This is a genomic window from Campylobacter concisus (genome assembly GCF_902460895.1).
GTDB classification, from domain to species: domain Bacteria; phylum Campylobacterota; class Campylobacteria; order Campylobacterales; family Campylobacteraceae; genus Campylobacter_A; species Campylobacter_A concisus_BC.
Window position 1 is genome coordinate 319232 of the sequence record NZ_CABPVL010000002.1, and the last position, 23294, is coordinate 342525.

A 23294-nucleotide genomic window follows, 5' to 3' on the forward strand; every position below is an offset into this window, starting at 1 on the left:
AAAAAGATGAAAATTTATCACCTCTCACACACCGATCTTGACGGATACGGCGCGCAATACATAACAAATTTTTACTTCAAAGATGTGAAATTTCTAAACTCAAACTACGGCAGAGAGATAGATGATAAATTTGCTCAAATTCTATCTGAGATAGACGCCTCAAACGATGATAAAAACGTCATTTTGATCACCGATCTAAATTTAAGCCTAGCTCAGTGTGAGAGCTTTGAGGAGATGATAGATGGTAAAAATATAAAGCTATTTTTGCTAGATCATCACCAAAGCGGTGCCGAGTGCGCGAGCGCTTACTCATGGTACTTTTTAGATAGTTCAAGGTGCGCTACAAAGATCACTTACGACTTTTTTGCGGGCATTTTTGGCAAAAACAAGGAGCTTGAAATTTTTAGTGACGTCGTAAATGCCGTGGATATCTGGCTAAAAGATGATAAAAATTTCGAGATGGGCAAGGTCTGCTTGGGGCTTGTGGCAAACGCTAAAGAGATAAATAAGGTGATGTTTGAAGCCGAAAACAACCTCTATATGGATCACATCTTAAAAGAAGCGAGCAAATTTTTTAACGAGAAAAACGACTATATCGGCCTTGACATGCAGGTGCATGCCATTAAAAAGTCATTTTTCAAAGAGGATAAAGACGATACGCTAAGCAACTTGATCTCAAACTACGTCGTAAAAAAACTTAGTGAAAATAAAGAGAAATTTAGCATAGACTATAAAGATCATAAAGGAATTTTAACCTACAATGTCGGCAACGTTTCGGTTATCGGCAACGACTTTTTGGTGGCAAATCCTGAATTTGACTTCTTTATCGACGTGACAAATAAAAAAACGCTAAGCTTTCGTGCAAATGGCAAGCTTGATGTTAGCGCCATGGCAAAACACCTAGTTGGCGGCGGCGGACACGTGAACGCTAGTGGCGGGCTATTTGCAAATTTCAAAGATGGCTTTAGCTATGAGCCAATCAAGGCGCAGATAGTTGATCTAATAACTAAAAAAACACAGGAGGAGATATGAAAGAAGAAGAGGTAAGCGTAGAGGAGCTTAGCTACGAGCTTAGCATGGTGCTTGAAGCGATGTTTTACTATGCTGGCGTGAAAAAAGACAAGCTTGAAGAGGCGGCAAATCTCTATGTCGAGTGCATCGATGATGCGCTAGAAAACTCTGATGCTAGCGGTAGCGACGAGGTCATAGAGATAGTTGAATATATGAAAAAACACCATCCAAAGTTATTTAAATAAGGAGAAAATATGAAGAAAATTTTAGTTTTAGCGGCGGCACTTTTTGCGTTAAATGCTATGGCAAATGAAAATTTAGACAAGGCAAATGAGCTTTATGCAAAGAAAAATTTTAACGAGGCCTATCTTGCTTTTAATAAAGCTTGCGGCGAGGGCGAGAAAAAGGCTTGCACGATGAATGCGATCATGCTATTTAACGGCGATGGCGTGGCGAAAGATAAAGCTCAGGCTGAGAAAATTTTTACAAAAATGTGCGACGAAAATGAGGGCATGGCCTGCGAAAAACTAGGCGAAATGACAGCTTATGGCCTCATAAAAGACAAAGATGATAATGAAGCAAAAAGCGAAGAGAAGGCAAAAGCTTTGTTTAAAAAAGCTTGCGATAACGGCTACAAACCAGCTTGCGACTTTGTAACAAAATAGATCAAAAAGGGCTTAAAATGGGCTACAAACATAAAGATTTGATAGGAACTAGAGAGCTTAGCAAGGAAGAAATTTTATATTTTCTAGAGGCGGCAAAAGAGTTTAAGGAGCTAAATTTAAGCCAAGTGAAAAAAAATGACTACCTTCGTGGAAAGACTACGATCAACGCATTTTATGAAAACTCGACAAGAACTAGAACATCCTTTGAGATCGCAGCAAAGAGGCTTGGAGCTGATACGATAAATTTCAGCTCGTCAAGCTCTAGCGTGACAAAGGGCGAGAGCCTAAATGACACGATGAATAACATGGCTGCTATGAGAACTGATATCATCGTGCTTCGTCACCCAAGCTCTGGAGCGGCGAAATTTGCAGCTGATAGGACAGAGGCTAGCGTCGTAAATGCAGGGGACGGCACAAATGAGCACCCAAGCCAAGCTCTGCTTGATCTTTTCACACTAAGAGAGCATGGTAAAATTTTAGATAAAAATTTAAACGTGGCGATCATCGGCGATATCGCTAGAAGTCGCGTGGCGAGGTCTGACATCTGGGCGATGAAGAAATTTGGCATAAATTTAAAGCTATTTGCGCCAAGGATGATGATGCCAAAAGACGCTGAGGTCTTTGAATCTCAAATTTGCAAAAATATGGAGGAGGCTTGCGAGGGCAGCGACGTCATCATCATGCTTCGCATCCAACTAGAGCGTGGCGGTGCGGACGTGGCATTTCCAAGCTCGAGAGAGTACTCGAAATTCTTTGGACTAAATAAAAATAGGATAAAGCTAGCAAAGCCTGACGCGATCGTGCTGCACCCAGGACCGATAAATAGGGGCGTGGAGTTAAATTCAGACGTGGCTGATGGCACGCGCTCAGTCATACTAAATCAAGTTGAAAACGGCGTTGCTATAAGAATGGCGATACTAAATACGCTTGCAAAAAATAGGGACTAACGATGAAAATAGCAATAATTAACGGCACTATCGTAAATAGCGACGAGAAATTTAAGGCAAATATCCTAATAGAAAACGGCAAAATAGCCAAAATCGGAGGTGAGAAATTTGAGGCTGATAAGGTCATAGACGCTACAAATAAGCTTGTCATGCCAGGACTTATCGACATGCACGTGCATTTTCGCGATCCTGGTCAAGAGTATAAAGACGACATCGTCTCAGGCTCACAAGCAGCCGTAGCTGGAGGAGTGACCACCTGCCTTTGCATGGCAAATACAAACCCAGTAAATGACAACGCTTCAATCACAAGGGCAATGATAGAAAAGGCTAAAAACTGCGGACTGATCGATCTTTTGCCAATCGCAGCCATTAGCAAAGGGCTTGGTGGCAACGAGATCGTTGAAATGGGCGATCTTATAGAAGCTGGTGCAGTTGCATTTAGCGACGATGGCTTGCCAGTGACTAGCTCAAGCGTGATGAGAGCGGCACTTGAGTACTCAAGTATGTTTAATAGCTTTTGTATAAGCCACTCAGAGGACTGCTCGCTTTGCAGACAGGGCGTCATGCACGAGGGCAAGGTCTCGGCCATACTTGGACTTCGAGGCATGGCGAGAGAGAAAGAGGAGATCGCAGTGAGCCGTGACATGCTACTTGCAAAGCTCACTAAAGCGCACATCCACATCGCTCACGTAAGTTCGGAGTACTCGCTAAAGATCATCGAAATGGGTAAAAAAGAGGGCATAAACATCACTTGCGAGGCCACACCTCACCACTTTAGCTTTAGCGACGATGAAATTTTGAAAAATGCCTACGATACAAATTTCAAAATGTCGCCGCCACTTCGTGAGATAAGCGACGTAAAAGCGGTAAGAGATGCGCTAAAAAGCGGTCTTATAGACGTTATCGCCACCGATCATGCCCCACACCATACAGACGAAAAGATAGTGGAATTTGACAAGGCACCATTTGGTATCATAGGACTTCAAACCCTTGTGCCGCTCACTCTTAAGCTCGTAAATGAGGGCGTTATAAGCTTAGAGCGTATGGTGGAGCTAACATCTACCAATGCAGCTAAGATGCTAAATTTAAAAGATAAAGGCAGGCTTGCTGAGGGCATGCTAGCTGATATCGCGGTGATAGACCCTGAGATCGAGTATGTTTATGATGAAAAGATAAACCGATCAAAATCGGTAAATTCTCCACTTTTTGGCAAAAAGCTAAAAGGCGCAGCGACTACTACTATAAAAAGTGGCAAGATCGTTTATGAGTTTGGAAAATAATCCAAATTTGCTTTAGATGCCTTGAGATATAAAATTTGCTAGAAATTTCTAGCAAATTTTACTTTTTATGAGTTATATTTTTTAACGATACCGCGAACTACTTTTTCGATAAAAAGTGCAGAAGCTACTTCGCAGTGCTCTCTTGTAGAGTGAGGTGAGTAGATGTTTGGTCCAATAGAACATGCACTAAGACCTGCCTTTTTCTCCAAAAGCACTCCACACTCAAGTCCAGCATGCACAGCTGTTATCCTAGCTTCTGGCTTATAAATTTTAAGCTCTTCTAAAATATCATTTGCAAATTTATCATTTATAGGTTTCCAAGCTGGATTTCTATCTTTACTAATGACGCTAAAACCGAGTGCCTTTGCAAGCTCAGAAATTTCAAATTCCATTCTATTTAGCCCGTCTTTACTCATTGATCTTGCGAAAAACTCCACTTCAAGTGTGCCGTCGTCTTTGATCTTTGCAAGTGAGAGATTGACACTATCTTGCGGTATGCCTAGCTCGCAGTTATAGGCTCTTACGCCTTGTGAAAATGAGTTAATAAGCGCTAAAATTTTCTCGCCATTTTCTAAAATTTCATCCCCAGTGCCAAGCTTTTTCACGCTTAAATTCTCACACTCGCTCTTTAGCTCTTTATCACTTAAAACTAGAGCGGTTGCGCTGCTTGGGATAGAGTTGCTTCGCTCGCCACCTTCAAATTTAACAAGCCTGCAGCCATTTTTAGTCACAAATGCCGCCAAAACTTTGATCGCATTTGGGATATTTTTATGTATCTCATTGCCAGAGTGTCCGCCAGGTAGGCCACTCACTTTTACTTCGTAAAGCGTACTCTCTTTTGTCTTTTTACTATTAAGCGAGATAGTGGCAAATAAATTTACACCGCCAGCGCAGCCGATAGTTACGCGGTCGTCCTCTTCGCTGTCTAAATTTAAAAGCTTATCGGCTTTTAGATCACCGCTAAAGCCAGCAGCTCCGACCATGCCGACCTCTTCGTTGTTTGTAAAGAGGCACTCAATGTCATCAAATTCGCTTATCATCTGCATCATGATAGCCACGCCTATGCCGTTATCGGCACCTAAAGATGAGTTTTTAGCCCTCATGTAGCCATCATCGCCATAAACTATCTCGATCTTTGGTGCGTCGCCCATGCAGACCATATCGTAGTGGCTCTGCAAGCAAATTTTTGGCTTGCCTTTAAACGCATGAACGTTGCCAAAGCTATCGACCACGACCTCACAGCCCTTATCTTTTGCATAGCTAGCCAGAAAATCACGCATCTTGTCAGTCTCATAACTGCAGTGCGGTATCGCCGCAAGTGTCTCAAATTTCGCTAAAACTTCGCTCTTTGACATATTTGCCTCCTTTAAATTTATCTTATCTCACCCTTATAGCCAGTCGCATCGACCGCCTTTAAAAGCTCTTTTTCATCGACCTTGTCATCTGCTATAACGACAGCTTTTCGCTCTTTTAGCGATACGTCTGCCTTTTTTACGCCCTCAACGCTAAGTGCGGCCTTTCTTACTATCGCTGTGCAAAGCGGACAGTGCATGCTAGGCACTGAAATTTCTATCGTTTTCTCAGCGTAGCAGCTAAGTGTAAGAAGGGCTAAAACTAAAATTTTACGCATAAATTTCTCCTAAAAGCTCCGGATATGTAAGGAGTAAAAGTAGTATCACTCCAAAAAGTATATATATAAGTATCCATTTTTTCTTTTTATAGCTTAGATTGCAGCTTTTTGGCTTGTAAAATATAGCCACACCTGAGATCACAAAGCAAATGACGGCCACAACGCTTAAAGGGACGCGGTACTCGTATAAATTTTGTGTCCAAGATAGAAATGAAAAAGATGTGCCAAAAAGCAAGAAAAGAAGTGCCGGCAAGCAGCACAAGGTAGCGCCGATAGCACTACCTATGGATGTTAGTATCAGCCAAAAGGCTCTCATTTTAGCTCTGTTGAGACGTAGTCGTAGCTAAATTCTTTTGGCGAATAGTAGTTTTGTGTGTTGCCATCAACCTCAGCGTATGGATAGCCAAAGTTGTTTAGCGGAGTTTGCTCTGGAGTTGGCTTTAAGATAAAGTCACGTCCGTAGTTAAAGCCTATCCAGCACATCTCCCAGTTACCAAAGCAATAATCCCTAACAGCTACAATCTTAGCGTCGTCGTTTGTTAATTTCTCACCTAGTCTTACCTTTGTAACATCAGCTGGATCAACTGGTATCCAACCATAGCCTTTTAGGTAAAACTCAGCCCTGCAGTGCTGTCCGCCTGAAATTTTAGCCACGCCGTCTTTTGCGCTGCCCATCTGATCTGAAAATCTAGACTGACCAACTCTAATGCCAAAAATTTCTCTTGCTGGGATGCCGACTGATCTGCAAAGTCCCACAAAAACTGAGTTTATGTCGGTGCATTTGCCAACTAGCTTGCCACTTTCAAGTATGGCTTTAACATCGCCAGTACCACATCCAATGACGCTGTTATCACGCTGCATAGTGTTTGCAACCCACGTATATATCGCTTTTGCGCGCTCCAAATCGCCCTTTAAATTTCCAACGATCTCAAGCGCTTTTGCCCTTACGACGCCATCTGTTGGGATGTGTGAAGTTGGCTTTAAAAACTCCAAAACAGCAGGATCGACCTTCTCATTTGGATCGAAATTTACCTTGCTAAAGTCGGTATTGCGCTCTGTTGTTTGGATTTTAAACTGGATATTTAAAATAGGTCTTTGCTCATTTTCTTCAAATTCGCCATACATTGTAGGTATTAGCGTATCTGAGATATAGACGTTTTTAGCGGTTGTGTTTATGATGTAGTCTTGGGTTAGTTGCTGATAAGTGGTGCTTAGTGGGAGCGGTAGCCAAATTCTCGAGCTTTTGCCCTTTTCAAGTATCTGGTGTTTGAAATTTACATCAAAATTTCTAACTACTGGGTTTGCTGGCTCGTCGCTAGCTAGAGTGACACTTGGAAGCAGACTTGCTGCACCTAAAAAACTACTGAATTTAAAAAAATCTCTTCTTTGCATAAAATGCCTTTTGCTTAATCTTAGCCAAACTTGGCTCTAAAACTGCCTGCTATTCTAGCATAAAATTTTTATTTATGATAAAATCCGCCACATGAAAAAGATTATATTTTTAGGCTTTATAGCGCTATTTTGCAACGGTTGTCTTTATATGAACGAGCGTGGAGTTTCGACGCAATATTATAATGATTGTAAAGAGTATTATGACGCGACTGGCACCTACCAAAAAGAGTGTCCGCACAACATCGTCGACTGGAAATAGCGTGGATCTTAGCAAATTTAACGAGCAGCAAAAGCAAATTTTAAATAAAATAGAAAATTTAGCAAATTTTGATTGCGAATTTAGCCTCTCTGATAGCGTAAATGTCAAATTTAAAAATTTAGACCAAGCCAAAAAAGATGAAATTTACAACCTCGCCCTTAGCCTAAAGCCTTGGCGAAAAGGGCCATTTTTACTTGATGATATATATATAGATAGCGAGTGGCAAAGTTTTATTAAATTTAACATCCTTGCCCCGCATCTAAATTTAGCTAACAAAAGTGTGGCTGACGTGGGTTGCAACAATGGATATTATATGTTTAAGATGCTTGAGTACGCCCCAAAAAGCATAACTGGCTTTGATCCTAGCGTGCATACATATTTGCAGTTTGCTTTTTTAAATAAATTTATCCGCTCAAATATCAACTATGAGCTTCTTGGAGTAGAGAGCTTGCCTGAATACGCAGCGAAATTTGATACTATTTTTTGCCTTGGTGTCATCTACCATAGAAGCGATCCTATAAAGATGCTAAAAGAGCTAAAAACCGCGCTAAATCCTGGCGGCGAGCTATTTTTAGATACGATGTATATAGATATGGATGGCGATTTTGCGCTAAGCCCAAAAGATAGGTACTCAAAAATTCCAAATATCTACTTTGTACCAACGCTTAGTGCGCTTTGTAACTGGTGTGAGAGGGCTAAATTTAAGGACTTTACCCTGCTTGAGACAAAGGCGACTGATCTAAATGAGCAGCGAAAAACGCAGTGGATAGACGGAGAGAGTCTTGGAAATTTCCTAGACCCAGATGACAGCACAGAGACCATCGAGGGCTATCCAGCCCCAAAAAGAGCCTATGTAAGAGTTAAAATTTAAGGATAAATATGGCAGATGAAAATATTTTTGAAGCAAAAGACGAGTCGCAAATAATCCTCCCAGAGGACGAAAACCCGCTAAGAAATGAGATAAAAACAGCTCCTTTAACAAAGCTAAATTTTAGTGGAACGGCATTTTTACTTGAGAAAAATCACGCAAAAACTAGATTTTTTACCACGGCTGACATGGTAAGTGACGCTGAGGGGCTCATACATAGCGGTTTTGTCTTCATGGGGGCAAACTACGCAGCACTTTTAGCTATAAACGAAGAATTTTGCGTTAGCATCGGTGCTAGGATAAATTTCTTTGGACCGCTCAAACTTGGCGATGTGGTTGAATTTGACGCACAAGCAAGGTTTGAAGAGAGTAGAAAAAGAGAGGTAAAAGTGATAGGCTACGTAAAAGAGATCAAGATCTTTGAGGGCATCTTTCAGCTAGTCACACTTGAAGAGCATATCTTTGTCACTCAGCAAAAAAATATCCAAAAAGAAGCCGCTATAAGACAAAAGAAAGAGCGCGAAGAGGCGCAGGCTAAAAACAACGGCTAAATTTAACTGATGAGATATAAATTTCTCATCTTTTAGCTTCAAACAAACTCAAATTTTTAAAGACAAATCTTATCTTATTATCTTATTTTAGTAAACGATCAGTAATAATTTTTGAAATTTTTAACGAAATTTAAGCAATGAAATTAATTTTCTATGATAATATCCTTTCAAAACATTTTTATCAAAAGGAGATTTAGATGAAACTTACAAAAGTTAGCTTAGCTGCTTTGGTTGCTTTAGGTGCATTTTCAAGCGTTGCAAGTGCAACTCCACTTGAAGAAGCTATAAAAAATGTAGATCTTTCAGGATTTGCAAGATATCGTTATACAAATGATTTTATAAAAAATTCAAACCAAAATAGTACAGTAAAAAATAGTGGTGCTGGTCATGCTTTTAGAATGCAAACAGCATTTAAAGCTGCGATAGATGATAACTTCTTTGGTGTATTAAATTTAAGATATGATCTAACTGATGATTCTGGTGATAAAAACGCTGCTGGAACAGATAAAACATACACAACAGGAACATTTGGTGTTTATGAGATGTATCTAGGCTACAAAGCTGGCAATACTACAATTACAGCTGGTAAACAACTATTAGGTACATTCTTTGATGACAAAGATGTAGCTGGTACAGGTTTAAAAGTAATAAATACTGATGTTCCAGGTCTTACTTTGGCTGCAGCTGCATTTGATGCAGTACAAAGCGATGGTACAGAATTAGATGGTCCGTTACTAAAAACACTTACAGGAAGCATCAGTGACGCTCCTGGCAATATATACTATTTAGGTGCAGCTGGTAGCTATGATCCAGTATCATTTAAAGCAGCTATTGCAAATGTTCAAGAAGTAGCTACACTTTACGGTGCTGATGCTGGTGTTAGCTTCAATGTAACTGATGATGTAAATCTAAATTTAAAAGGTCAATTTGTTCATAATGACTCAGATCACAAAGATGTAGCTGATGCTAACTTCTGGGCAGTTCAAGCTGGCACAAAACTGTTTGGTGCTAAACTTAACGCTGGTTATTTAGATTTTGATGCTAAGAACAAAGACAATAATAAAATTTCATTTGCAACACTTGATGCAAATGGCGAACTTATCAACCCGGCAAAAATCCTAAATGGCGTAATGAGTGGTGGTAGACAATACTACAATAACATCAAAGGAAACAACGACTACTGGTTTGTTAAAGCTGGTTACGATATAGATAAATTTGGCTTTGGTGCTGGATATGTTCAAGGCAAGGGCACAAGTTATGCACTTCAAGAGTTAAGAGCAAAAAGAAGCGAGTGGTCACTTGATGCTAGCTACAAATACAGCAAAAAACTTACATTCCTTTCTTGGTATGCAGCTGCTAAAGACAAAAAAGATGGCGCAAGCTACAAACAAGATCGTATAAGATTTGAAGCAAAATATAGCTTCTAAAACCTACATCCGAGCGAGCTTTCGCTCGGATATTTTCAACTTCTCAATACTTAATCAAAATCAGCAAATATAACTAATAAAATTTATATAATGCCAAACAAAAAAGGCAAAAAATGTATCTTTTTTCTCTCATTACGCATTTAGTTTGTGCCATTATCTTTATAGGATATGTATTTTTTGATGTTTGCATATATCCATTTGCCAAAAAAACGATAAATCCACAAACCCTTGAAGCTGTCAAAAAAGCCTATACAAAAGGCAGTGCAAAGGTTTTTGGCACGGCATTTTTACTACTTTTGATAAGTGGGGCATACATGGCAAAAGGCTATCTTGGAGGCGAGCATGGTTGGTGGCAAAGCAACTTTCAAAAGCTTTTGCTAGCAAAGATCGCAGTTTTGCTTCTAATGTGTCTTATCACTTTCGTCTCTGTTTTTAATGTCACTATCTTAAAAAAGCCAGATCCATTTGGTAAATTTTCACACCTCATAGCTCTTATACTTTGTCTAGTAATGGTCATTCTGGCAAAACTTATGTGGTGGCTTTAGCAAAATTTGGCTGTAAATTTAAGCTAAAATTTACAGCCAAGCCCAAATAAATTTAGTCTATGCTTTTTAGCTTATCCTTATTTAGCCCCTCTTCTATACGCTTGATCTCCTCGCTTCCATCTCTTACGACGCTTTTATCGTATTTTAGATACTCATCTATCTTTTTTGGATACTCGACATGAGTTAGGATAAATTTAAAGACATTTAGCCTCGCCTCTTTTTTATTGTCACTTGAGACGATCACCCACGGCGAGATGCTGTTGTGAGAGGCAAGTAGCATCGAGTATTTGGCGATGGAGTACTGATCCCAAAGCTCTTGCGCTTTTTGATCTACTGGAGAAATTTTAAACTGCTTTAGTGGGTCATTTAGGCGCTCTTTAAAGCGCTTTTTTTGCTCCTCTTTTGTGATCGAGAGGTAAATTTTAAAGAAAATGATGCCTGAGTTTATGATCATCTCTTCAAATTTTGGCACTTCTCTTAAAAATTCTTTATGCTCAGCCTGCGTGCAAAAGCCCATAACAGGCTCGACACCAGCTCTGTTATACCAGCTCCTATCAAAGATCACGATCTCGCCAGCACTTGGCAGATGCGTCACATATCTTTGAAAGTACCACTGCGTCTTCTCGACGTCACTTGGCTTTGTAAGCGCCACGATACGGCAACCGCGTGGATTTAGATGCTCAGTTAGGCGCTTTATCGTACCACCCTTACCAGCTGCGTCTCGACCCTCCATTAGCATGAGCACCCTAAGGCCCTTGTCTTTGACATGATTTTGGAATTTTAAAAGTTCTATCTGAAGCAGCCTAAGCTCATCTTCGTAGCCAAGTTTATCACTCTTTTGGTGCTTTTTATCTTTTGACATCATCGCTCCTTTTGAAAATTTCACGTTTTTTCACGATTTTACTATAAAATAGAATAAATTTAAGAATTTAGACTAAAATCATCTCTTTTAATTTAGCAAGGATTAGCATGTTTTTTAAATTTATTTTTTCTCTCATTTTGTTTACAAGCTCGCTTTTTGCCGAGGTTTTAGACGTCAGCAAGGCATTTGTTTTAAGTCCAAGTATCGATGAACAAGGCGTGGAGATCAAGTTTAAATTTGGCGAAAATATCTATCTTTACAAAGATAGCTTTGAGGTTAAGCTTGGCGAAGAGAAGATAAACAGCCTCTTAAATATGCCAAAGAGCGAAAACACCGGCGAATATGAAATTTACCCAAAAGATTTTTCACTGTTTATCCCATTAAATTTAGTAAAAGAGCATCTTAAAAATAGTAGTGCTAGGCTAAATTTAAGCTATCAAGGATGTGCTAAAAATGGCATCTGTTACCGCCCGCAAACTAAAATTTACGACATCTTTGAGAAATTTGGCAAATTTAGCATCATAGCCTTTGACAAAGAACACAAAGACGAAGCAAATGCCGATATAGAGGAGTTTTCGGACGAGCAAAGCATCGCGAATGAGCTAAGCAGCAAAAACTTTTTCATCTCACTTGCGACATTTTTTGGCTACGGCCTCTTGCTCTCGCTCACACCTTGCGTCTTTCCGATGATACCGATCTTATCAAGCATCATCGTCTCAAAGGGCGGCAGCCTAAATGCCAAAAAAGGCTTCTTGCTCTCGCTAGTCTATGTCGTTGCGATGAGCCTTGCCTACGCGCTTGCTGGCGTTGGGGCAAGCCTGCTTGGCTTTGGCATCGCAGGGGCCTTGCAAAACATCTACGTACTTGGCGCATTTGCGGCCATTTTTGTCATCTTAAGCTTTAGTATGTTTGGCTTTTACGACATCAAACTGCCCTCTAAATTTGAAAACTTAATCAGCAAAAAGTCACAAAACAGCTCAGGCCTCATCGGCGTTTTCATCATGGGCTTTGCCTCAGCACTCATCGTCTCGCCTTGCGTGGCAGCACCGCTAGCAGGCGCACTTCTTTACATCGCGCAAAGCGGAGACGCCATTTATGGGGGCATCATGCTCTTTGTCATGGGGCTAGGCATGGGCGCGCCGCTTCTTGTGATAGGGCTAAGCTCAGGCAAGCTCCTGCCAAGACCTGGCGGCTGGATGGACGAGGTTAAAAAACTCTTTGGCTTTTTGATGCTCATCATGGCTGTTTGGATCCTCGCACGCGTGCTTGGAGCGTTTTTTGAACTACTAGGATATGGCGTCATAGGCGTCTTTGCTGCCATTTATCTTGGAGCGTTTGAGGCAGCAAATAGCGGCTGGGCCAAATTTAAAAAAGCACTTTGCGTGCTAGTTTTTATCTACTCACTCATGCTAATTATCGGCGCATTTTTGGGCTCAAAAGATGCCTTTTCGCCACTTTCTGGGCTAAATTTAGCCAAAAACGAGAGCGAGCTAAATTTCAAACAGGCTAGAAATTTAAATGAGCTAAATGAGATGATAAAAAGCTCAAGCAAGCCAGTGCTAGTGGATTTTTATGCCGACTGGTGCGCGAGCTGCAAAGAGATAGAGCACATCACTTTTAAGGATGCTGGCGTGAAAAATGCTTTGGCAAATTTTACGCTTATTCGTATCGACGTGACAAGTGGCGGTGCGCAAAACGATGAGATGTTAAAAAATTTTGGGCTCATCGATCCGCCTGCACTCATGCTTTTTAAAGACGGCGAGGAGCAAAAAGCGCTTAGGACGATCGGCTTTATAAATGCTAAAAATTTCATGGCAAAGCTTGAGAAAATTTAAATATTAATAGCAAATTTGGCTGGAATTTTAAATTTATCAGCCAAATTTTTCTAGGCTTTGTAGACCTTGTAACCAGCTAGAAAAGTAGCAAAGAAGTAAATTTGAGCTATCAAATTTATATCATGCAGTGACGCGAGTAAAATCGCAAAGTCAAAATTGCAATCATCTTAAATTTATTAAATTTTAGAATATGCCAACGAATAAAAAATATAAACTAAATTTAGCTTAGCACCAAGACAACCAACGCAACTAAAATTTAATCATTTTTTTGCCAAACCGCGTGCGGACAAGACCACGAGATCAAAAAACTTCAGTCAAGTTTGCAATTTAGAACATCTCAGCAAATAGACAAAATTATTCAAATAAATTTAAAATATGAAGTTCGCAGTAAATTTAACCATTAACACAGCTAGAACTTAATCAAAATCAAAGGTAAAAAAATCAGCCAAACCATTACCCAAATTTATAAAATTTAGAATTTGCTCTGCCGCAGCAAAAACGCCCAAGTAGAGCAAATTTAGGCTCATTTACCAAATTTAGCAAGCGCTCTTTGGTAGTCCTCTTCGCTATCGATGCCGATACTTTGACTTTCAACCTCCAGCATCGCTATCTTTTTGCCATTTTCTAGGGCGCGCAGCTGCTCGAGTTTCTCGGTGTTTTCAAGGCTTGAAGGCAAGAGGTCGCAAAACTCTTTTAGGCTTTTTACGCTGTATCCGTAGATGCCAAGATGCGCCTTGTAGCTTTTGCACTCGCTTCTGTTAAATGGTATCCTTGATCTTGAAAAATAAAGCGCATAGCCCTCAAAATCAGTCACCACTTTGACTAAATTTTTATCATCCGCAAACTCATCGTCCATCATTTTATAGCAAGAAAACATAAAGGCTTTTCCCTTATTTTGCTCACAAAAAGCCCTAAATTTAGCGATATTTTCAGGCTCGATAAATGGCTCATCAGCCTGAACATTTATGATGATCTCACTCTCGCTTAGCCCCAAAATTTGCGCCGCTTCGTTTATCCTATCGGTGCCACTTTGATGATCTTTGCTAGTTAGCACTGCTTTTATGCCGTGAGCCTTGGCGATATCAAGCACGCTTGGCTCATCCACAGCAACAGCCACATCGTCCACGCCACTTACCCTAAGAGCCGTCGCCACAAACATCGGCACGCCGTTTATCTCTTTTAAAATTTTGTTACTAAACCTTGTTGAGGCAAGGCGGGCTGGGATGATTATCATCGCTCGATCCATTCTAGGACACACTTTTCGATCTCGTCCTCTTTTATGATGTTTTTGTGTAAAATTTTCGCACTAAATAGCGAGTTTATCGAGCTTGGTACACTGTCATTTAAGATTTTAGCAGTCTTTGCCAGCGCATCTTTTTCATCTTTTGTATCTTTGATCTGGCACGCTTTGATCATGCTTGGCGTAAATTTCACCCAGTGCGCAGTCGATGTGATGACGCTTACTCGGCCAGCATCCACCATTTTAAAGCAAGTAGCCGTATGCGGATCGATCGCGTAGCCGTCCTTTGCGAGCTTTGCGATGTATGCCTCACACTCCTTGTCATCGCACCAGCTAGCTTCAAAGTCCTCTTTTAGCGCCTCAAGCTCCTCTTTTGTGAGCTTATAAAATTTATTTTTAGCAAGGCTTTGCATGAGCTCGTTGGTCCTAACGCTGCCAAATTTATCAAATAGCAAGCGCTCGACGTTTGAGCTGATCAAAATGTCCATGGCTGGGCTTATCGTCTTAACCAGCTTTTTATCTCTTAGGTCATAAACGCCAGTGGTGAAAAACTGCGTCAAGATGTTGTTTGCGTTTGAGGCGATCTTGATCTTGCCGATCTTTGCGCCCATTTTTTTAGCGTAATACGCCCCAAGAGCGTTGCCGAAATTTCCGCTTGGCACGATGATATCAAAGCTCTCGTTTGCCTTAAGCGCCTTTTGTTTTAGTAAATTTGCGTAGGCATAGGCGTGGTAGATGATTTGAAAGAGAATTCTGCCAAAATTTACCGAGTTTGCCGCGCTTAGCTTAAGGCGCTTTTTCTTAAGCTCGGCCTTAAATTTATCATTTGCAAGCAGCGTTTTTAGCGCTCTTTGAGCGTCGTCAAAGTCGCCTTTTATGCCAAAAACCTTTAAATTTTCACCCTGCATGGTCTGCATCTGAAGCTTTTGCACCTCGCTCGTGCCGCCATCTGGATAGAGGCAGACGACCTTGATATTTTCATCGTTTGCAAAAGTTTGAAGTGTCGCAGGACCCGTGTCACCGCTAGTTGCGCACATGATAAGGTATCTCTCATTCCTCTCTTTTGCTAGCTGGCTAAGCAGCGAGCCAAAGGGCTGAAGCGCCATATCCTTAAATGCCCTAGTTGGGCCGTGATAGAGCTCATTTACGTATAAATTTTTATCTATTTTTTTAAAAATGACTGGGTGCTTTGGGTCATCAAAGCTTGCATATCTCTTAAGAGCCTTTTTGAAAAACGCCTCTGACACGTCAAATTTAAATAGCGAGATGATATGGAGTGCGAGCTTTTCGTAGCTTAGGCTTGAGAGCTCTTGCCACTTTGCCTTTGTGATCTTTGGTAGCTTCTTTGGCGCGTAAAGTCCGCCGTGAGCGGAGCTTGGGCTAAGCATGGCTGTGCTTAAATTTACATTTTTTACCTTTTCATCTTTCACGCTTCTAGTTGGTGTTAGTCTCATTTTTTGCCTTTTTTGGTTGATTTTTTTATCCAATTTTCATATTTTTTAAAAACATCTTTTGGCTTAAGTGCCAAAATTTCTGGGGTTTCGTAGCTGTGGTGCTTTCTTATAAATTTAGCTACTTTTTTAAATTTCACGTCTGTTTTTATGAATAAAATTTGCTCTTTTTCATCACAAAGCTTCTCTTGCCAAAGATAAAGGCTCTTTGCGCTAAAGCTACTCACACAAGCTGCAAGTCCCTTTTTTACGAGCTTTTTGCTTAGTTTTTTTGCCTCTTTTTTCTTTGCGACTGAGGTGATTAAAATTCTCATTTTGATCTAAATTTTCCTTTTAAAAAGTGGCTCATTATAACAAAATGGGCTTAAATTTGCTGTGCCAAAACCTTTTTAAACTCCTCGCTTAGCGTAACTTCAAGCGTGATAAGCGATACCCTCAGCCCAAAATCCTTTACCTTTACATAGTCCTTTTGCGTCATCAAAAGCGAGGTGGCGTCGTAGGTTTGTAAAATTTCGCTTAGCTCTTCTTTTGAAAAGTCGTAGTGATCAGGGAAGAATACCTGTCCCACACACTCGCTAAAAAATGACTCAAGGCGCGCTGGGTTTGCTATGGCGGTAACTAGCACCATTTTTTCGCTTTTATTTAAAATTGCACTCTTTCTAAAATGAGTTTGCCCCTCGCACGCTATAAAATCACCAAATTTATAAAAGCTAAATGGATATCTATAAACCCCGCTTGGCAGGCAAAGCCTTAGCTTTGGCTCTGGGTTTGGACGCACTAATATGTCAAATTTAGCTATGTCAAATTTAGAAAATCCATCATCTAGCAAGATATACTTCGCGCCATGCTCTTTGGCGTAGTTTATGGCTATTTTTCTATCTTCGCTAACGATCACATTTGCGTTTTTAAGGCTTGTAGCGTATATCATCGCCTCATCGCCACTCGCTGCTACGTCAAGTAAAATTTCGCCATCCCTAGCGACAACTTGCATGCCCTTGCTCTTTCTTTTATAGCCCCTAAGGATGATAAAAGCGCCTTCGAAATTCTTAGCGATAGCGACGCAAAGTGGGGTCTTGCCGCTTCCTCCAAGGGTCAAATTTCCAACGCTTATTATCTTTATACCAAACTCTTTTTTTTGAGCGCTAAATTTCTTACAAATAACGACTAGAGCGTAGATAAGACTTAGTGGCAAAAGTAAAAATGCTAGTAAAATTTGAAAGAAATTTGGGCGAAAGAAGTAGTCATTCGCCCAAGAATGTAAAAGGATATTAAATTTCTTAAACACGAGATTTAGAAATTTCTTTTACCGTGTTGCAGATGTATTGCACCTCTTCGTCGCTCAAACTATGATATATAGGCAGCGACAAGACTTGTTGATACGCTTTTAGAGCATTTGGGAAGTCATTTACTTTAAGCGAATATTTATTTTTATAATAGCTTAGCAAATGTATCGGTATGTAGTGCAATGAAGTGTGAACTCCACGCTCCAAAAGCTCTCTAGCAAAGCTGTCGCGGTTTTTATTTATCTTGATGATATATTGAGTGTAGATGTGCTCACGTTTTTTGACTGGAGTTGTGATGTTGTGACACTCTTTAAGCTCTTTATCGTAAATTTCAGCGATCTTTTTTCTACGTTTTATAAGCTCGTCTGTCTTTTCAAGCTGAGCGATAGAAAATGCCGCATTTATCGAGTTTATGTCGTATTTTAAACCTATATCAACGACGTCATAGATGTAGCTTAAACTACCAAATTTATCTATACCATTTACAAGGGCGTAGTTACGAAGTAGTTTTGCTTTTTTATAGACTTCTTCGTCATTTGTCGTGAAAAATCCAACTGTTGAGATAGGATTTTGCACGCGTGAGTTTGTCTGGAAGCATGATAAAAACGAGTCTGAACCAACCTTTTTGCCATTGTATGTTAGTCCTATGCCTCGGTTTGCATCATCTAAAACGACGATGCCATATTTTTCGCAGATAGCCTTTATCTCATCAAGCCTAGCGCTTTGTCCAGCGATGTGTGAGATGAAAGCGCATTTTAGTTTTTTGTGATTTTGCTCTTTTAGCACCTTTTCAAGGGCTTCTGGGCTGATGTTAAAGTCCTCTTCATCGATATCAACAAAGATAGGCTCGGCATCAAAATGTCTAACAGCCTGAGCCACGCTAGGGAAGGCATTTACTGAGCAGATAACCTTGTCACCGCGCTTTGTATCCATAGCGCTTAGAGCCAGATGATGCGCTGCTGCGATATTATTTGTAGTGACAACAAATTTAGCACCAAAGTACTCTTTTAGCTTTTCTTCAAATTTAGCAACCGTATCGGTGGTATTTTCAGAATGCAAAGCCTCTTCTATAAGCTCACTCTCACGCTCAGTGATAGTTGGTTTGTAAAACGGAATTTCTCTCATCTTTAATCCTTTAAATTTTCACTATCAACGGCATTTGTCGTTTAAACCTGTTTGACACAACTCTATTTTCTATATCCAAGACCGCTTTTAATCCAAACTTTTTGATGGCTTGCTCCTTGTTATTTTCTAAATTTTGTAAAATTTCATCAATGACAGCATAGCTGTAACCTATGTCGCCCTCGTCACTTTGCCCATCCCAAAGATCAGCTGAAGGCGCTTTTTTGATAAAATTTTCATCAACACCAAGATGTTTTGCAAATTCAAAAATTTCACTCTTATAAAGCTCTCCGATAGGATTTATCGCGCATGCCAAATCCCCAAATATCGTGCCATAACCAAGCATAAGCTCACTTTTGTTGCTTGTGCCGATGACTAGAGCGTTTATACTAGATGAATAATCATAAAGCAAGCTCATTCTAACTCTAGCTGCTAAATTCCCTTTTCTTAAATTGCTTAAATTTACATCTATCGTTTCGTAAAAGGCATTTAAAATGCCCTCAATGGATAAAACCTTATATTTTATGTTTAGTTTTTCACATAAATTTAAGGCGTCATCCATATTTTGTCTGCTTGATGATGCTGTTGGCATGATGAGTGCGTGAGTTTCATCTGGCTTTGCTCTCGCACAAAGTGTCGCAACCACAGCAGAATCAATACCGCCGCTTACGCCTAATAGTAGCTTTTTACCTTTAGTTTTATCTTTTAAGCTAAAAACTAAGGTTTCTTCTATTTTTTGATACCCCTTCATTGTCCCTTTGCCTAAATTTGCTTCCTTTTGCAAAAATTATACTAATTAAATTTAAAATTTTTCTTTAAGTTTAAGTAAAAAGATGTAAATATTTAAGAAATGATAAATTTAAGGTAAAAAATGAGAGTAATGCATAAAAATTTTGGCGATTTTGGGACAAATTGCTACATCGTTACCAAAAATGGCTCAAGTTTGGTGATAGATCCAGGAGATGGGGCAAAAGAGTGGGTTTTGCAAAATGCACAAAATTTAAAGGTGATACTTTGCACTCATGGGCATTTTGATCATATTTACGACGTGAGCGAGCTAAAAAATGAGCTAAAAATCCCAGTTTATATCAATAAATTTGATGCTTTTATGTGTGAGAGTGACATTTTTGGCTATATGAAAAACACCTTTGTGCCAGATGTTTTGGCTCAAGGCGATGAGAGCTTTGTAGTGGGTGACTTTTCTTTTAAATTTCACCATTTTCCAGGGCACACACCAGGTTGCTCGATGATAGAGATAGATGACGCGATGTTTAGTGGAGATTTTTTATTTAAAGGTAGTATCGGGCGCTGGGACTTTCCATTTTCAGATAAAGATGAGATGCTAGAAAGCTTAGAAAAATGTAAAAATCTAAATGGTGACTTCGCACTTTATCCAGGACACGGCGAAAGTAGCACGCTAAAAGCCGAGCAACAAGAGCTTGATAGATGGGTGGAGATCGTTAAAAGGTCTTGATTTTGGGGTGCGGCTAAATTTTTGCATTTTAGAAATTTATACTTTTTATCTTATAAGATGATGTCGTGAGCGCGTGCTAAGAAGTGCTTAGAAGTTTAAATTTATAGGTTAAATTTAAAAGAGCAAGGCTAGTTGCCCTGCTCTAAGAGTTTTACTCGACTTCAGCGTCTATAACGTCGTCGTCTTTTTTGTTATTTCCGCCGTTTGCACCAGCGTTTTCATCTTTTTTATACATAGCTTCTGCTAGTTTGTGGCTAGCTTTGCTTAGAGCTTCTACCTTTGCGTCGATCTGCTCTTTTGAAGAGTTTTCATCTTTTAAGACCTCTTTTAGATCATTTAGTGCGGCTTCGATGTTACTTCTATCCTCAGCTGGGACTTTCTCGCCAAGCTCGCTCATGCTCTTTTCAGTTTGATGAACTAGTGCATCGGCTTGGTTTCTAGCCTCAACTGCGTCTTTGCGCTTTTTATCCTCTTCTTTGTGAAGCTCAGCATCTTTTACCATGCTATTTATCTCATCTTCGCTAAGGCCGCTTGATCCTGAGATAGTGATGTTTTGGGCTTTGCCAGTCGCTTTATCTTTTGCTGAAACGGTTAAAATTCCGTTTGCGTCGATGTCAAATTCAACTTCTATTTGAGGCACGCCTCTTGGAGCTGCTGGGATGCCCTCTAAGTTGAAGTTACCAAGTGATTTATTATCCCTTGCAAACTCACGCTCACCTTGTAAAACCATGATAGTAACGGCACTTTGGTTATCTTCAGCAGTTGAGAAGACTTGGCTTTTCTTAGTTGGTATAGTTGTACCTTTTTCGATGATCTTAGTCATCACACCGCCAAGTGTCTCGATACCAAGGCTAAGTGGAGTAACGTCAAGAAGTAGCACGTCTTTAACGTCGCCTTTTATAACCGCACCTTGGATCGCAGCACCGATAGCCACGACTTCATCTGGGTTCACGCTCTTATTTAGCTCTTTGCCAAACGCCTTTTTAACCTCTTCTTGAACAAGTGGCACACGAGTTGAACCACCGACCATTACGACCTCTTTGATGTCGCTCTTGCTTAGACCTGCATCTTTGATGACTTCATTTATCTTAGTGATAGTCTCGCCCACAAGTGAGTCGATCATGCCTTCAAATTTAGCACGAGTTAGCTTTTTGACAAGGTGTTTTGGACCAGTCGCATCAGCTGTGATAAATGGTAAATTTATCTCAGTCTCTTGAGCTGAGCTTAGCTCTTTTTTAGCATTTTCAGCTGCTTCTTTTAAGCGTTGAAGCGCCATGATATCGCCTTTTAGATCGATACCAGTTTCGTTTTTAAACTCACTTACTAGCCAGTCGATGATCTTGTTATCAAAGTCATCACCACCTAAGAATGCGTTACCGCCAGTTGCCAAAACTTCAACGATATTATCGCCAGTTTCTAGCACTGTAACATCAAATGTACCACCACCTAGGTCATAAACTAAAATTTTCTCAGCCTCTTTTTTATCAAGACCATACGCAAGTGCCGCAGCTGTTGGCTCGTTGATGATACGAAGTACGTTTAGGCCAGCGATTGTTCCAGCTTCTTTTGTAGCCTTTCTTTGGCTATCGTTAAAGTATGCAGGCACAGTGATAACCGCGTCTGTTACCTTTTCACCAAGATATGCTTCAGCGTCTTCTTTTAGCTTGATAAGAATTTTTGCTGAAATTTCTTGCGGAGTATAGACCTTACCAGCGATCTCAACCGCGCAAGCGCCATTTCTATCTACGACGTGATATGGCAAGCGAGCCTTTGCCTCTTCAGCATTTTTTTCATTACTCATCAAACCCATGATACGTTTGATAGAATATATCGTTTTTTCAGGGTTTGTAACTGCTTGACGTTTTGCAACGTCACCTACTAAAATTTCACCTTTGTCTGTAAAAGCAACAACAGATGGAGTTGTGTTTTTGCCCTCTTTGTTTGGGATAACCTTGCTCTCGCCACGCTCAAAAACGCTCACACAAGAGTTTGTTGTACCTAAGTCTATACCTATAACTTTTGACATATTTTTCCTTTATTAGATTTATTTTTTAAATTTAGTTTGCCACACTGACCATAGCTGGGCGCAAAACCCTACCATTTATCATATAGCCTTTTTGTAAAGCTTGCACGATCTGACCGCTTTGCTTCTCCTCGCTATCGACCCTTAAAACGGCATTATGCACATTTGGGTCAAACTCGGCATCAGTTGCGATCTCGCTCACGCCATGCTTTTCAAAACATTTCTTGAACTGATTTATCGTTATCAAAATGCCCTCTTTGATCTTTTTAGCAAATTCATCATCCTCTGGGTCAAAATTTGCAGCGATCTCAAGCGCATCGATGACTGGTAGCAAGTCCCTTGCAAATTTCTCATTTGCATAGCTTGCAACGTCTGCTTTCTCTTTTTCATAACGCTTTTTGATATTTTCAAACTCAGCATTTGCTCTGTAATATTTATCAGTGATCTCGCCAAGCTCTTTTTCGAGCTTCTCCACTTTTGAGATATCGCCAAGTGCATCTAAATTTACGCTATCGCTAGCTGCCTCTTGCACTGGCTCGACCTCAGGTAGATTTTGCTCTTTTACCTCTTCGCTCACGCGGCCTCCTTTATTAGATTTATAAATTTCACATAATCAGTATAAACACTGCCAGCACAGATCATCTGCGCCTCGCTACCAAGGTAGTTTGCTTTAAATTTAAGCCCCATGTAATTTTCATCAAACATAGGAGAAAATGTAAGTTCTTCATCCATCTGCAAGCTAAAACTTGGGTCAAAAACCATCTTAAAGCGTCTATCCTTAAACATATCAAAGGCTAAAATTTCGTTTTCTTGAAAGTAAATTTTAGTCCTCTTAAGCTCTCTTATCTTGTTTTTTAGTTCGCTTAAGCCAACTTGAGAACAGATAAGCTCAAGCTTGTCTAAACTAACTCCGATAAGGTTGTTTAAAAATTTATACATCCTAGCGTCAAATTTGATGACGATCTCATCGCCGCTAAAATTTAAAACCAGATATCTATCATTTAAATTTAAAATTTCTAGCAACTCCTTATCGATCGTGCCAAAAATCATACAATAAAGCTCAAACTCATCACAGAGCATCTTTAAGCTTCTTGGATCATTTATCTCTAAATTTATGTCGTTTTCGCCAAAAATTTCACTCCAATATCTCCTCATCGCAGCGATAGTTGGGATCCTGCCGCCACTGATATGAAGCTTTGTAATCTCGCCCTCATCTGAAAGCTTTTTAAAATAAACACGTATCGTAGATGCCGGTATCGCCACACTCATACGAGAGCCGAGCTCGTTTGAGCCAATAGGCGCATTGTCCTGCAAATAGGCTTCAATGATAGAATTTAGTATCAAATCGCGTTTATTTGTTTTACTCACTTTTAGCACTCTTTCTTTTTAATTGCTAAGCGGATTATACAACTTTAGTTTATCAATGTCA

Annotated in this window: 26 protein-coding genes; 12 read left to right on the top strand and 14 right to left on the bottom strand. The window is 40.1% G+C overall.

The features are described from left to right. Positions 1-6: 6 nt before the first annotated feature. Genes F3G98_RS02770 through F3G98_RS02790 form a run of 5 tightly spaced genes read left to right on the top strand, consistent with a single transcriptional unit; the run spans position 7 to position 3903 of the window. Positions 7-1032 carry a DHH family phosphoesterase gene (locus F3G98_RS02770; protein ID WP_103608569.1) on the top strand — a complete coding sequence of 342 codons (1026 nt, stop codon included), beginning with the start codon at positions 7-9 and terminating at the stop codon, positions 1030-1032. Beyond that, positions 1029-1256, top strand: a complete 228-nt coding sequence (locus F3G98_RS02775; RefSeq protein ID WP_002942640.1) for a hypothetical protein — start codon at positions 1029-1031, stop codon at positions 1254-1256. Before F3G98_RS02770 ends, F3G98_RS02775 begins: the two co-directional genes overlap by 4 nt. 9 nt (positions 1257-1265) lie before the next feature. Further along, positions 1266-1676 (top strand): tetratricopeptide repeat protein, encoded by a 411-nt coding sequence (locus tag F3G98_RS02780; RefSeq protein WP_002942627.1) that lies wholly within the window; start codon positions 1266-1268, stop codon positions 1674-1676. Between the two features lie 17 nt (positions 1677-1693). Beyond that, entirely contained in the window at positions 1694-2623 is a 930-nt protein-coding gene (locus F3G98_RS02785; protein WP_103608568.1) for an aspartate carbamoyltransferase catalytic subunit, read from the top strand. 2 nt (positions 2624-2625) lie between these two features. Then, on the top strand, positions 2626-3903 hold the full coding sequence (locus F3G98_RS02790; RefSeq protein ID WP_103608567.1) for a dihydroorotase: 1278 nt from the start codon (positions 2626-2628) through the stop codon (positions 3901-3903). 65 nt (positions 3904-3968) lie between these two features. On the opposite strand, the gene F3G98_RS02795 is transcribed toward F3G98_RS02790, so the two are convergent. The 4 genes from F3G98_RS02795 to F3G98_RS02810 are packed head-to-tail and all read right to left on the bottom strand — an operon-like array spanning position 3969 to position 6925. Beyond that, entirely contained in the window at positions 3969-5258 is a 1290-nt protein-coding gene (locus F3G98_RS02795) for a M28 family peptidase (RefSeq protein WP_149725697.1), read from the bottom strand. Between the two features lie 17 nt (positions 5259-5275). Further along, positions 5276-5533, bottom strand: coding sequence for a heavy-metal-associated domain-containing protein (locus F3G98_RS02800; protein WP_149725698.1), 258 nt, complete (start codon positions 5531-5533; stop codon positions 5276-5278). Continuing rightward, on the bottom strand, positions 5526-5849 hold the full coding sequence (locus F3G98_RS02805; RefSeq protein ID WP_103587078.1) for an aryl sulfotransferase: 324 nt from the start codon (positions 5847-5849) through the stop codon (positions 5526-5528). Before F3G98_RS02805 ends, F3G98_RS02800 begins: the two co-directional genes overlap by 8 nt. Further along, positions 5846-6925 carry a transglutaminase-like domain-containing protein gene (locus tag F3G98_RS02810; RefSeq protein ID WP_103607632.1) on the bottom strand — a complete coding sequence of 360 codons (1080 nt, stop codon included), beginning with the start codon at positions 6923-6925 and terminating at the stop codon, positions 5846-5848. The genes F3G98_RS02805 and F3G98_RS02810 overlap by 4 nt, the downstream gene beginning before the upstream one ends. A gap of 91 nt (positions 6926-7016) precedes the next feature. On the opposite strand from F3G98_RS02810, the gene F3G98_RS10335 reads away from it, so the two are divergent. The 5 genes from F3G98_RS10335 (at position 7017) to F3G98_RS02830 (ending at position 10575) form a co-directional block, all read left to right on the top strand. Then, on the top strand, positions 7017-7184 hold the full coding sequence (locus tag F3G98_RS10335) for a hypothetical protein (protein ID WP_002942642.1): 168 nt from the start codon (positions 7017-7019) through the stop codon (positions 7182-7184). A 1-nt stretch (position 7185) separates the two neighbouring features. Further along, on the top strand, positions 7186-8055 hold the full coding sequence (cmoB, locus tag F3G98_RS02815; RefSeq protein ID WP_262974962.1) for a tRNA 5-methoxyuridine(34)/uridine 5-oxyacetic acid(34) synthase CmoB: 870 nt from the start codon (positions 7186-7188) through the stop codon (positions 8053-8055). Between the two features lie 8 nt (positions 8056-8063). Then, entirely contained in the window at positions 8064-8603 is a 540-nt protein-coding gene (locus F3G98_RS02820) for a thioesterase (RefSeq protein WP_012140023.1), read from the top strand. 197 nt (positions 8604-8800) lie between these two features. Further along, positions 8801-10030 (top strand): major outer membrane protein, encoded by a 1230-nt coding sequence (locus F3G98_RS02825; protein ID WP_103572989.1) that lies wholly within the window; start codon positions 8801-8803, stop codon positions 10028-10030. A gap of 113 nt (positions 10031-10143) precedes the next feature. Beyond that, positions 10144-10575 carry a trehalose-6-phosphate synthase gene (locus tag F3G98_RS02830; protein ID WP_149725700.1) on the top strand — a complete coding sequence of 144 codons (432 nt, stop codon included), beginning with the start codon at positions 10144-10146 and terminating at the stop codon, positions 10573-10575. A 52-nt stretch (positions 10576-10627) separates the two neighbouring features. On the opposite strand, the gene ppk2 is transcribed toward F3G98_RS02830, so the two are convergent. Next, positions 10628-11437, bottom strand: coding sequence for a polyphosphate kinase 2 (gene ppk2 / locus F3G98_RS02835; RefSeq protein ID WP_103557913.1), 810 nt, complete (start codon positions 11435-11437; stop codon positions 10628-10630). Positions 11438-11544: 107 nt separating this feature from the next. Between ppk2 and dsbD the strand changes: the two genes are divergently transcribed. Beyond that, on the top strand, positions 11545-13272 hold the full coding sequence (gene dsbD, locus F3G98_RS02840; protein WP_149725701.1) for a protein-disulfide reductase DsbD: 1728 nt from the start codon (positions 11545-11547) through the stop codon (positions 13270-13272). Between the two features lie 523 nt (positions 13273-13795). Here the strand turns inward: dsbD and kdsB are convergent. Genes kdsB through F3G98_RS02870 form a run of 6 tightly spaced genes read right to left on the bottom strand, consistent with a single transcriptional unit; the run spans position 13796 to position 19119 of the window. Next, the gene (gene kdsB, locus F3G98_RS02845) at positions 13796-14506 is read right to left on the bottom strand and encodes a 3-deoxy-manno-octulosonate cytidylyltransferase (protein WP_149725702.1); all 711 of its coding nucleotides are present in this window, start codon (positions 14504-14506) and stop codon (positions 13796-13798) included. Then, entirely contained in the window at positions 14503-15966 is a 1464-nt protein-coding gene (gene thrC / locus F3G98_RS02850) for a threonine synthase (RefSeq protein ID WP_149725703.1), read from the bottom strand. The genes kdsB and thrC overlap by 4 nt, the downstream gene beginning before the upstream one ends. Continuing rightward, entirely contained in the window at positions 15963-16277 is a 315-nt protein-coding gene (gene cutA / locus F3G98_RS11025) for a divalent-cation tolerance protein CutA (RefSeq protein ID WP_149725704.1), read from the bottom strand. Before cutA ends, thrC begins: the two co-directional genes overlap by 4 nt. Before the next feature lie 50 nt (positions 16278-16327). After that, positions 16328-17248, bottom strand: a complete 921-nt coding sequence (locus F3G98_RS02860) for a tetraacyldisaccharide 4'-kinase (RefSeq protein ID WP_149725705.1) — start codon at positions 17246-17248, stop codon at positions 16328-16330. Further along, complete coding sequence (locus tag F3G98_RS02865; protein WP_107969461.1) at positions 17241-18371, bottom strand: DegT/DnrJ/EryC1/StrS family aminotransferase; 1131 nt, start codon at positions 18369-18371, stop codon at positions 17241-17243. Before F3G98_RS02865 ends, F3G98_RS02860 begins: the two co-directional genes overlap by 8 nt. A gap of 10 nt (positions 18372-18381) precedes the next feature. Then, positions 18382-19119 carry an NAD+ synthase gene (locus tag F3G98_RS02870; RefSeq protein ID WP_149725706.1) on the bottom strand — a complete coding sequence of 246 codons (738 nt, stop codon included), beginning with the start codon at positions 19117-19119 and terminating at the stop codon, positions 18382-18384. A 120-nt stretch (positions 19120-19239) separates the two neighbouring features. Between F3G98_RS02870 and F3G98_RS02875 the strand changes: the two genes are divergently transcribed. Then, the gene (locus F3G98_RS02875; protein WP_149725707.1) at positions 19240-19842 is read left to right on the top strand and encodes an MBL fold metallo-hydrolase; all 603 of its coding nucleotides are present in this window, start codon (positions 19240-19242) and stop codon (positions 19840-19842) included. 151 nt (positions 19843-19993) lie between these two features. On the opposite strand, the gene dnaK is transcribed toward F3G98_RS02875, so the two are convergent. The 3 genes from dnaK to F3G98_RS02890 are packed head-to-tail and all read right to left on the bottom strand — an operon-like array spanning position 19994 to position 23233. Continuing rightward, positions 19994-21868 (bottom strand): molecular chaperone DnaK, encoded by a 1875-nt coding sequence (gene dnaK / locus F3G98_RS02880; protein WP_002942660.1) that lies wholly within the window; start codon positions 21866-21868, stop codon positions 19994-19996. A gap of 31 nt (positions 21869-21899) precedes the next feature. After that, positions 21900-22442, bottom strand: a complete 543-nt coding sequence (gene grpE, locus F3G98_RS02885; protein WP_009294121.1) for a nucleotide exchange factor GrpE — start codon at positions 22440-22442, stop codon at positions 21900-21902. Beyond that, on the bottom strand, positions 22439-23233 hold the full coding sequence (locus F3G98_RS02890) for an HrcA family transcriptional regulator (protein ID WP_149725708.1): 795 nt from the start codon (positions 23231-23233) through the stop codon (positions 22439-22441). The genes grpE and F3G98_RS02890 overlap by 4 nt, the downstream gene beginning before the upstream one ends. Between the last annotated feature and the right edge of the window lie 61 nt (positions 23234-23294).

Bases quoted from the DNA above. Each gene is read 5' to 3' on its own strand.
- F3G98_RS02770 (WP_103608569.1), top strand. From the start codon at position 7: ATGAAAATTTATCACCTCTCACACACCGATCTTGACGGATACGGCGCG.
- F3G98_RS02775 (WP_002942640.1), top strand. From the start codon at position 1,029: ATGAAAGAAGAAGAGGTAAGCGTAGAGGAGCTTAGCTACGAGCTTAGC.
- F3G98_RS02780 (WP_002942627.1), top strand. From the start codon at position 1,266: ATGAAGAAAATTTTAGTTTTAGCGGCGGCACTTTTTGCGTTAAATGCT.
- F3G98_RS02785 (WP_103608568.1), top strand. From the start codon at position 1,694: ATGGGCTACAAACATAAAGATTTGATAGGAACTAGAGAGCTTAGCAAG.
- F3G98_RS02790 (WP_103608567.1), top strand. From the start codon at position 2,626: ATGAAAATAGCAATAATTAACGGCACTATCGTAAATAGCGACGAGAAA.
- F3G98_RS02795 (WP_149725697.1), bottom strand. From the start codon at position 5,258: ATGTCAAAGAGCGAAGTTTTAGCGAAATTTGAGACACTTGCGGCGATA.
- F3G98_RS02800 (WP_149725698.1), bottom strand. From the start codon at position 5,533: ATGCGTAAAATTTTAGTTTTAGCCCTTCTTACACTTAGCTGCTACGCT.
- F3G98_RS02805 (WP_103587078.1), bottom strand. From the start codon at position 5,849: ATGAGAGCCTTTTGGCTGATACTAACATCCATAGGTAGTGCTATCGGC.
- F3G98_RS02810 (WP_103607632.1), bottom strand. From the start codon at position 6,925: ATGCAAAGAAGAGATTTTTTTAAATTCAGTAGTTTTTTAGGTGCAGCA.
- F3G98_RS10335 (WP_002942642.1), top strand. From the start codon at position 7,017: ATGAAAAAGATTATATTTTTAGGCTTTATAGCGCTATTTTGCAACGGT.
- F3G98_RS02820 (WP_012140023.1), top strand. From the start codon at position 8,064: ATGGCAGATGAAAATATTTTTGAAGCAAAAGACGAGTCGCAAATAATC.
- F3G98_RS02825 (WP_103572989.1), top strand. From the start codon at position 8,801: ATGAAACTTACAAAAGTTAGCTTAGCTGCTTTGGTTGCTTTAGGTGCA.
- F3G98_RS02830 (WP_149725700.1), top strand. From the start codon at position 10,144: ATGTATCTTTTTTCTCTCATTACGCATTTAGTTTGTGCCATTATCTTT.
- ppk2 (WP_103557913.1), bottom strand. From the start codon at position 11,437: ATGTCAAAAGATAAAAAGCACCAAAAGAGTGATAAACTTGGCTACGAA.
- dsbD (WP_149725701.1), top strand. From the start codon at position 11,545: ATGTTTTTTAAATTTATTTTTTCTCTCATTTTGTTTACAAGCTCGCTT.
- kdsB (WP_149725702.1), bottom strand. From the start codon at position 14,506: ATGATAATCATCCCAGCCCGCCTTGCCTCAACAAGGTTTAGTAACAAA.
- thrC (WP_149725703.1), bottom strand. From the start codon at position 15,966: ATGAGACTAACACCAACTAGAAGCGTGAAAGATGAAAAGGTAAAAAAT.
- cutA (WP_149725704.1), bottom strand. From the start codon at position 16,277: ATGAGAATTTTAATCACCTCAGTCGCAAAGAAAAAAGAGGCAAAAAAA.
- F3G98_RS02865 (WP_107969461.1), bottom strand. From the start codon at position 18,371: ATGAGAGAAATTCCGTTTTACAAACCAACTATCACTGAGCGTGAGAGT.
- F3G98_RS02870 (WP_149725706.1), bottom strand. From the start codon at position 19,119: ATGAAGGGGTATCAAAAAATAGAAGAAACCTTAGTTTTTAGCTTAAAA.
- F3G98_RS02875 (WP_149725707.1), top strand. From the start codon at position 19,240: ATGAGAGTAATGCATAAAAATTTTGGCGATTTTGGGACAAATTGCTAC.
- dnaK (WP_002942660.1), bottom strand. From the start codon at position 21,868: ATGTCAAAAGTTATAGGTATAGACTTAGGTACAACAAACTCTTGTGTG.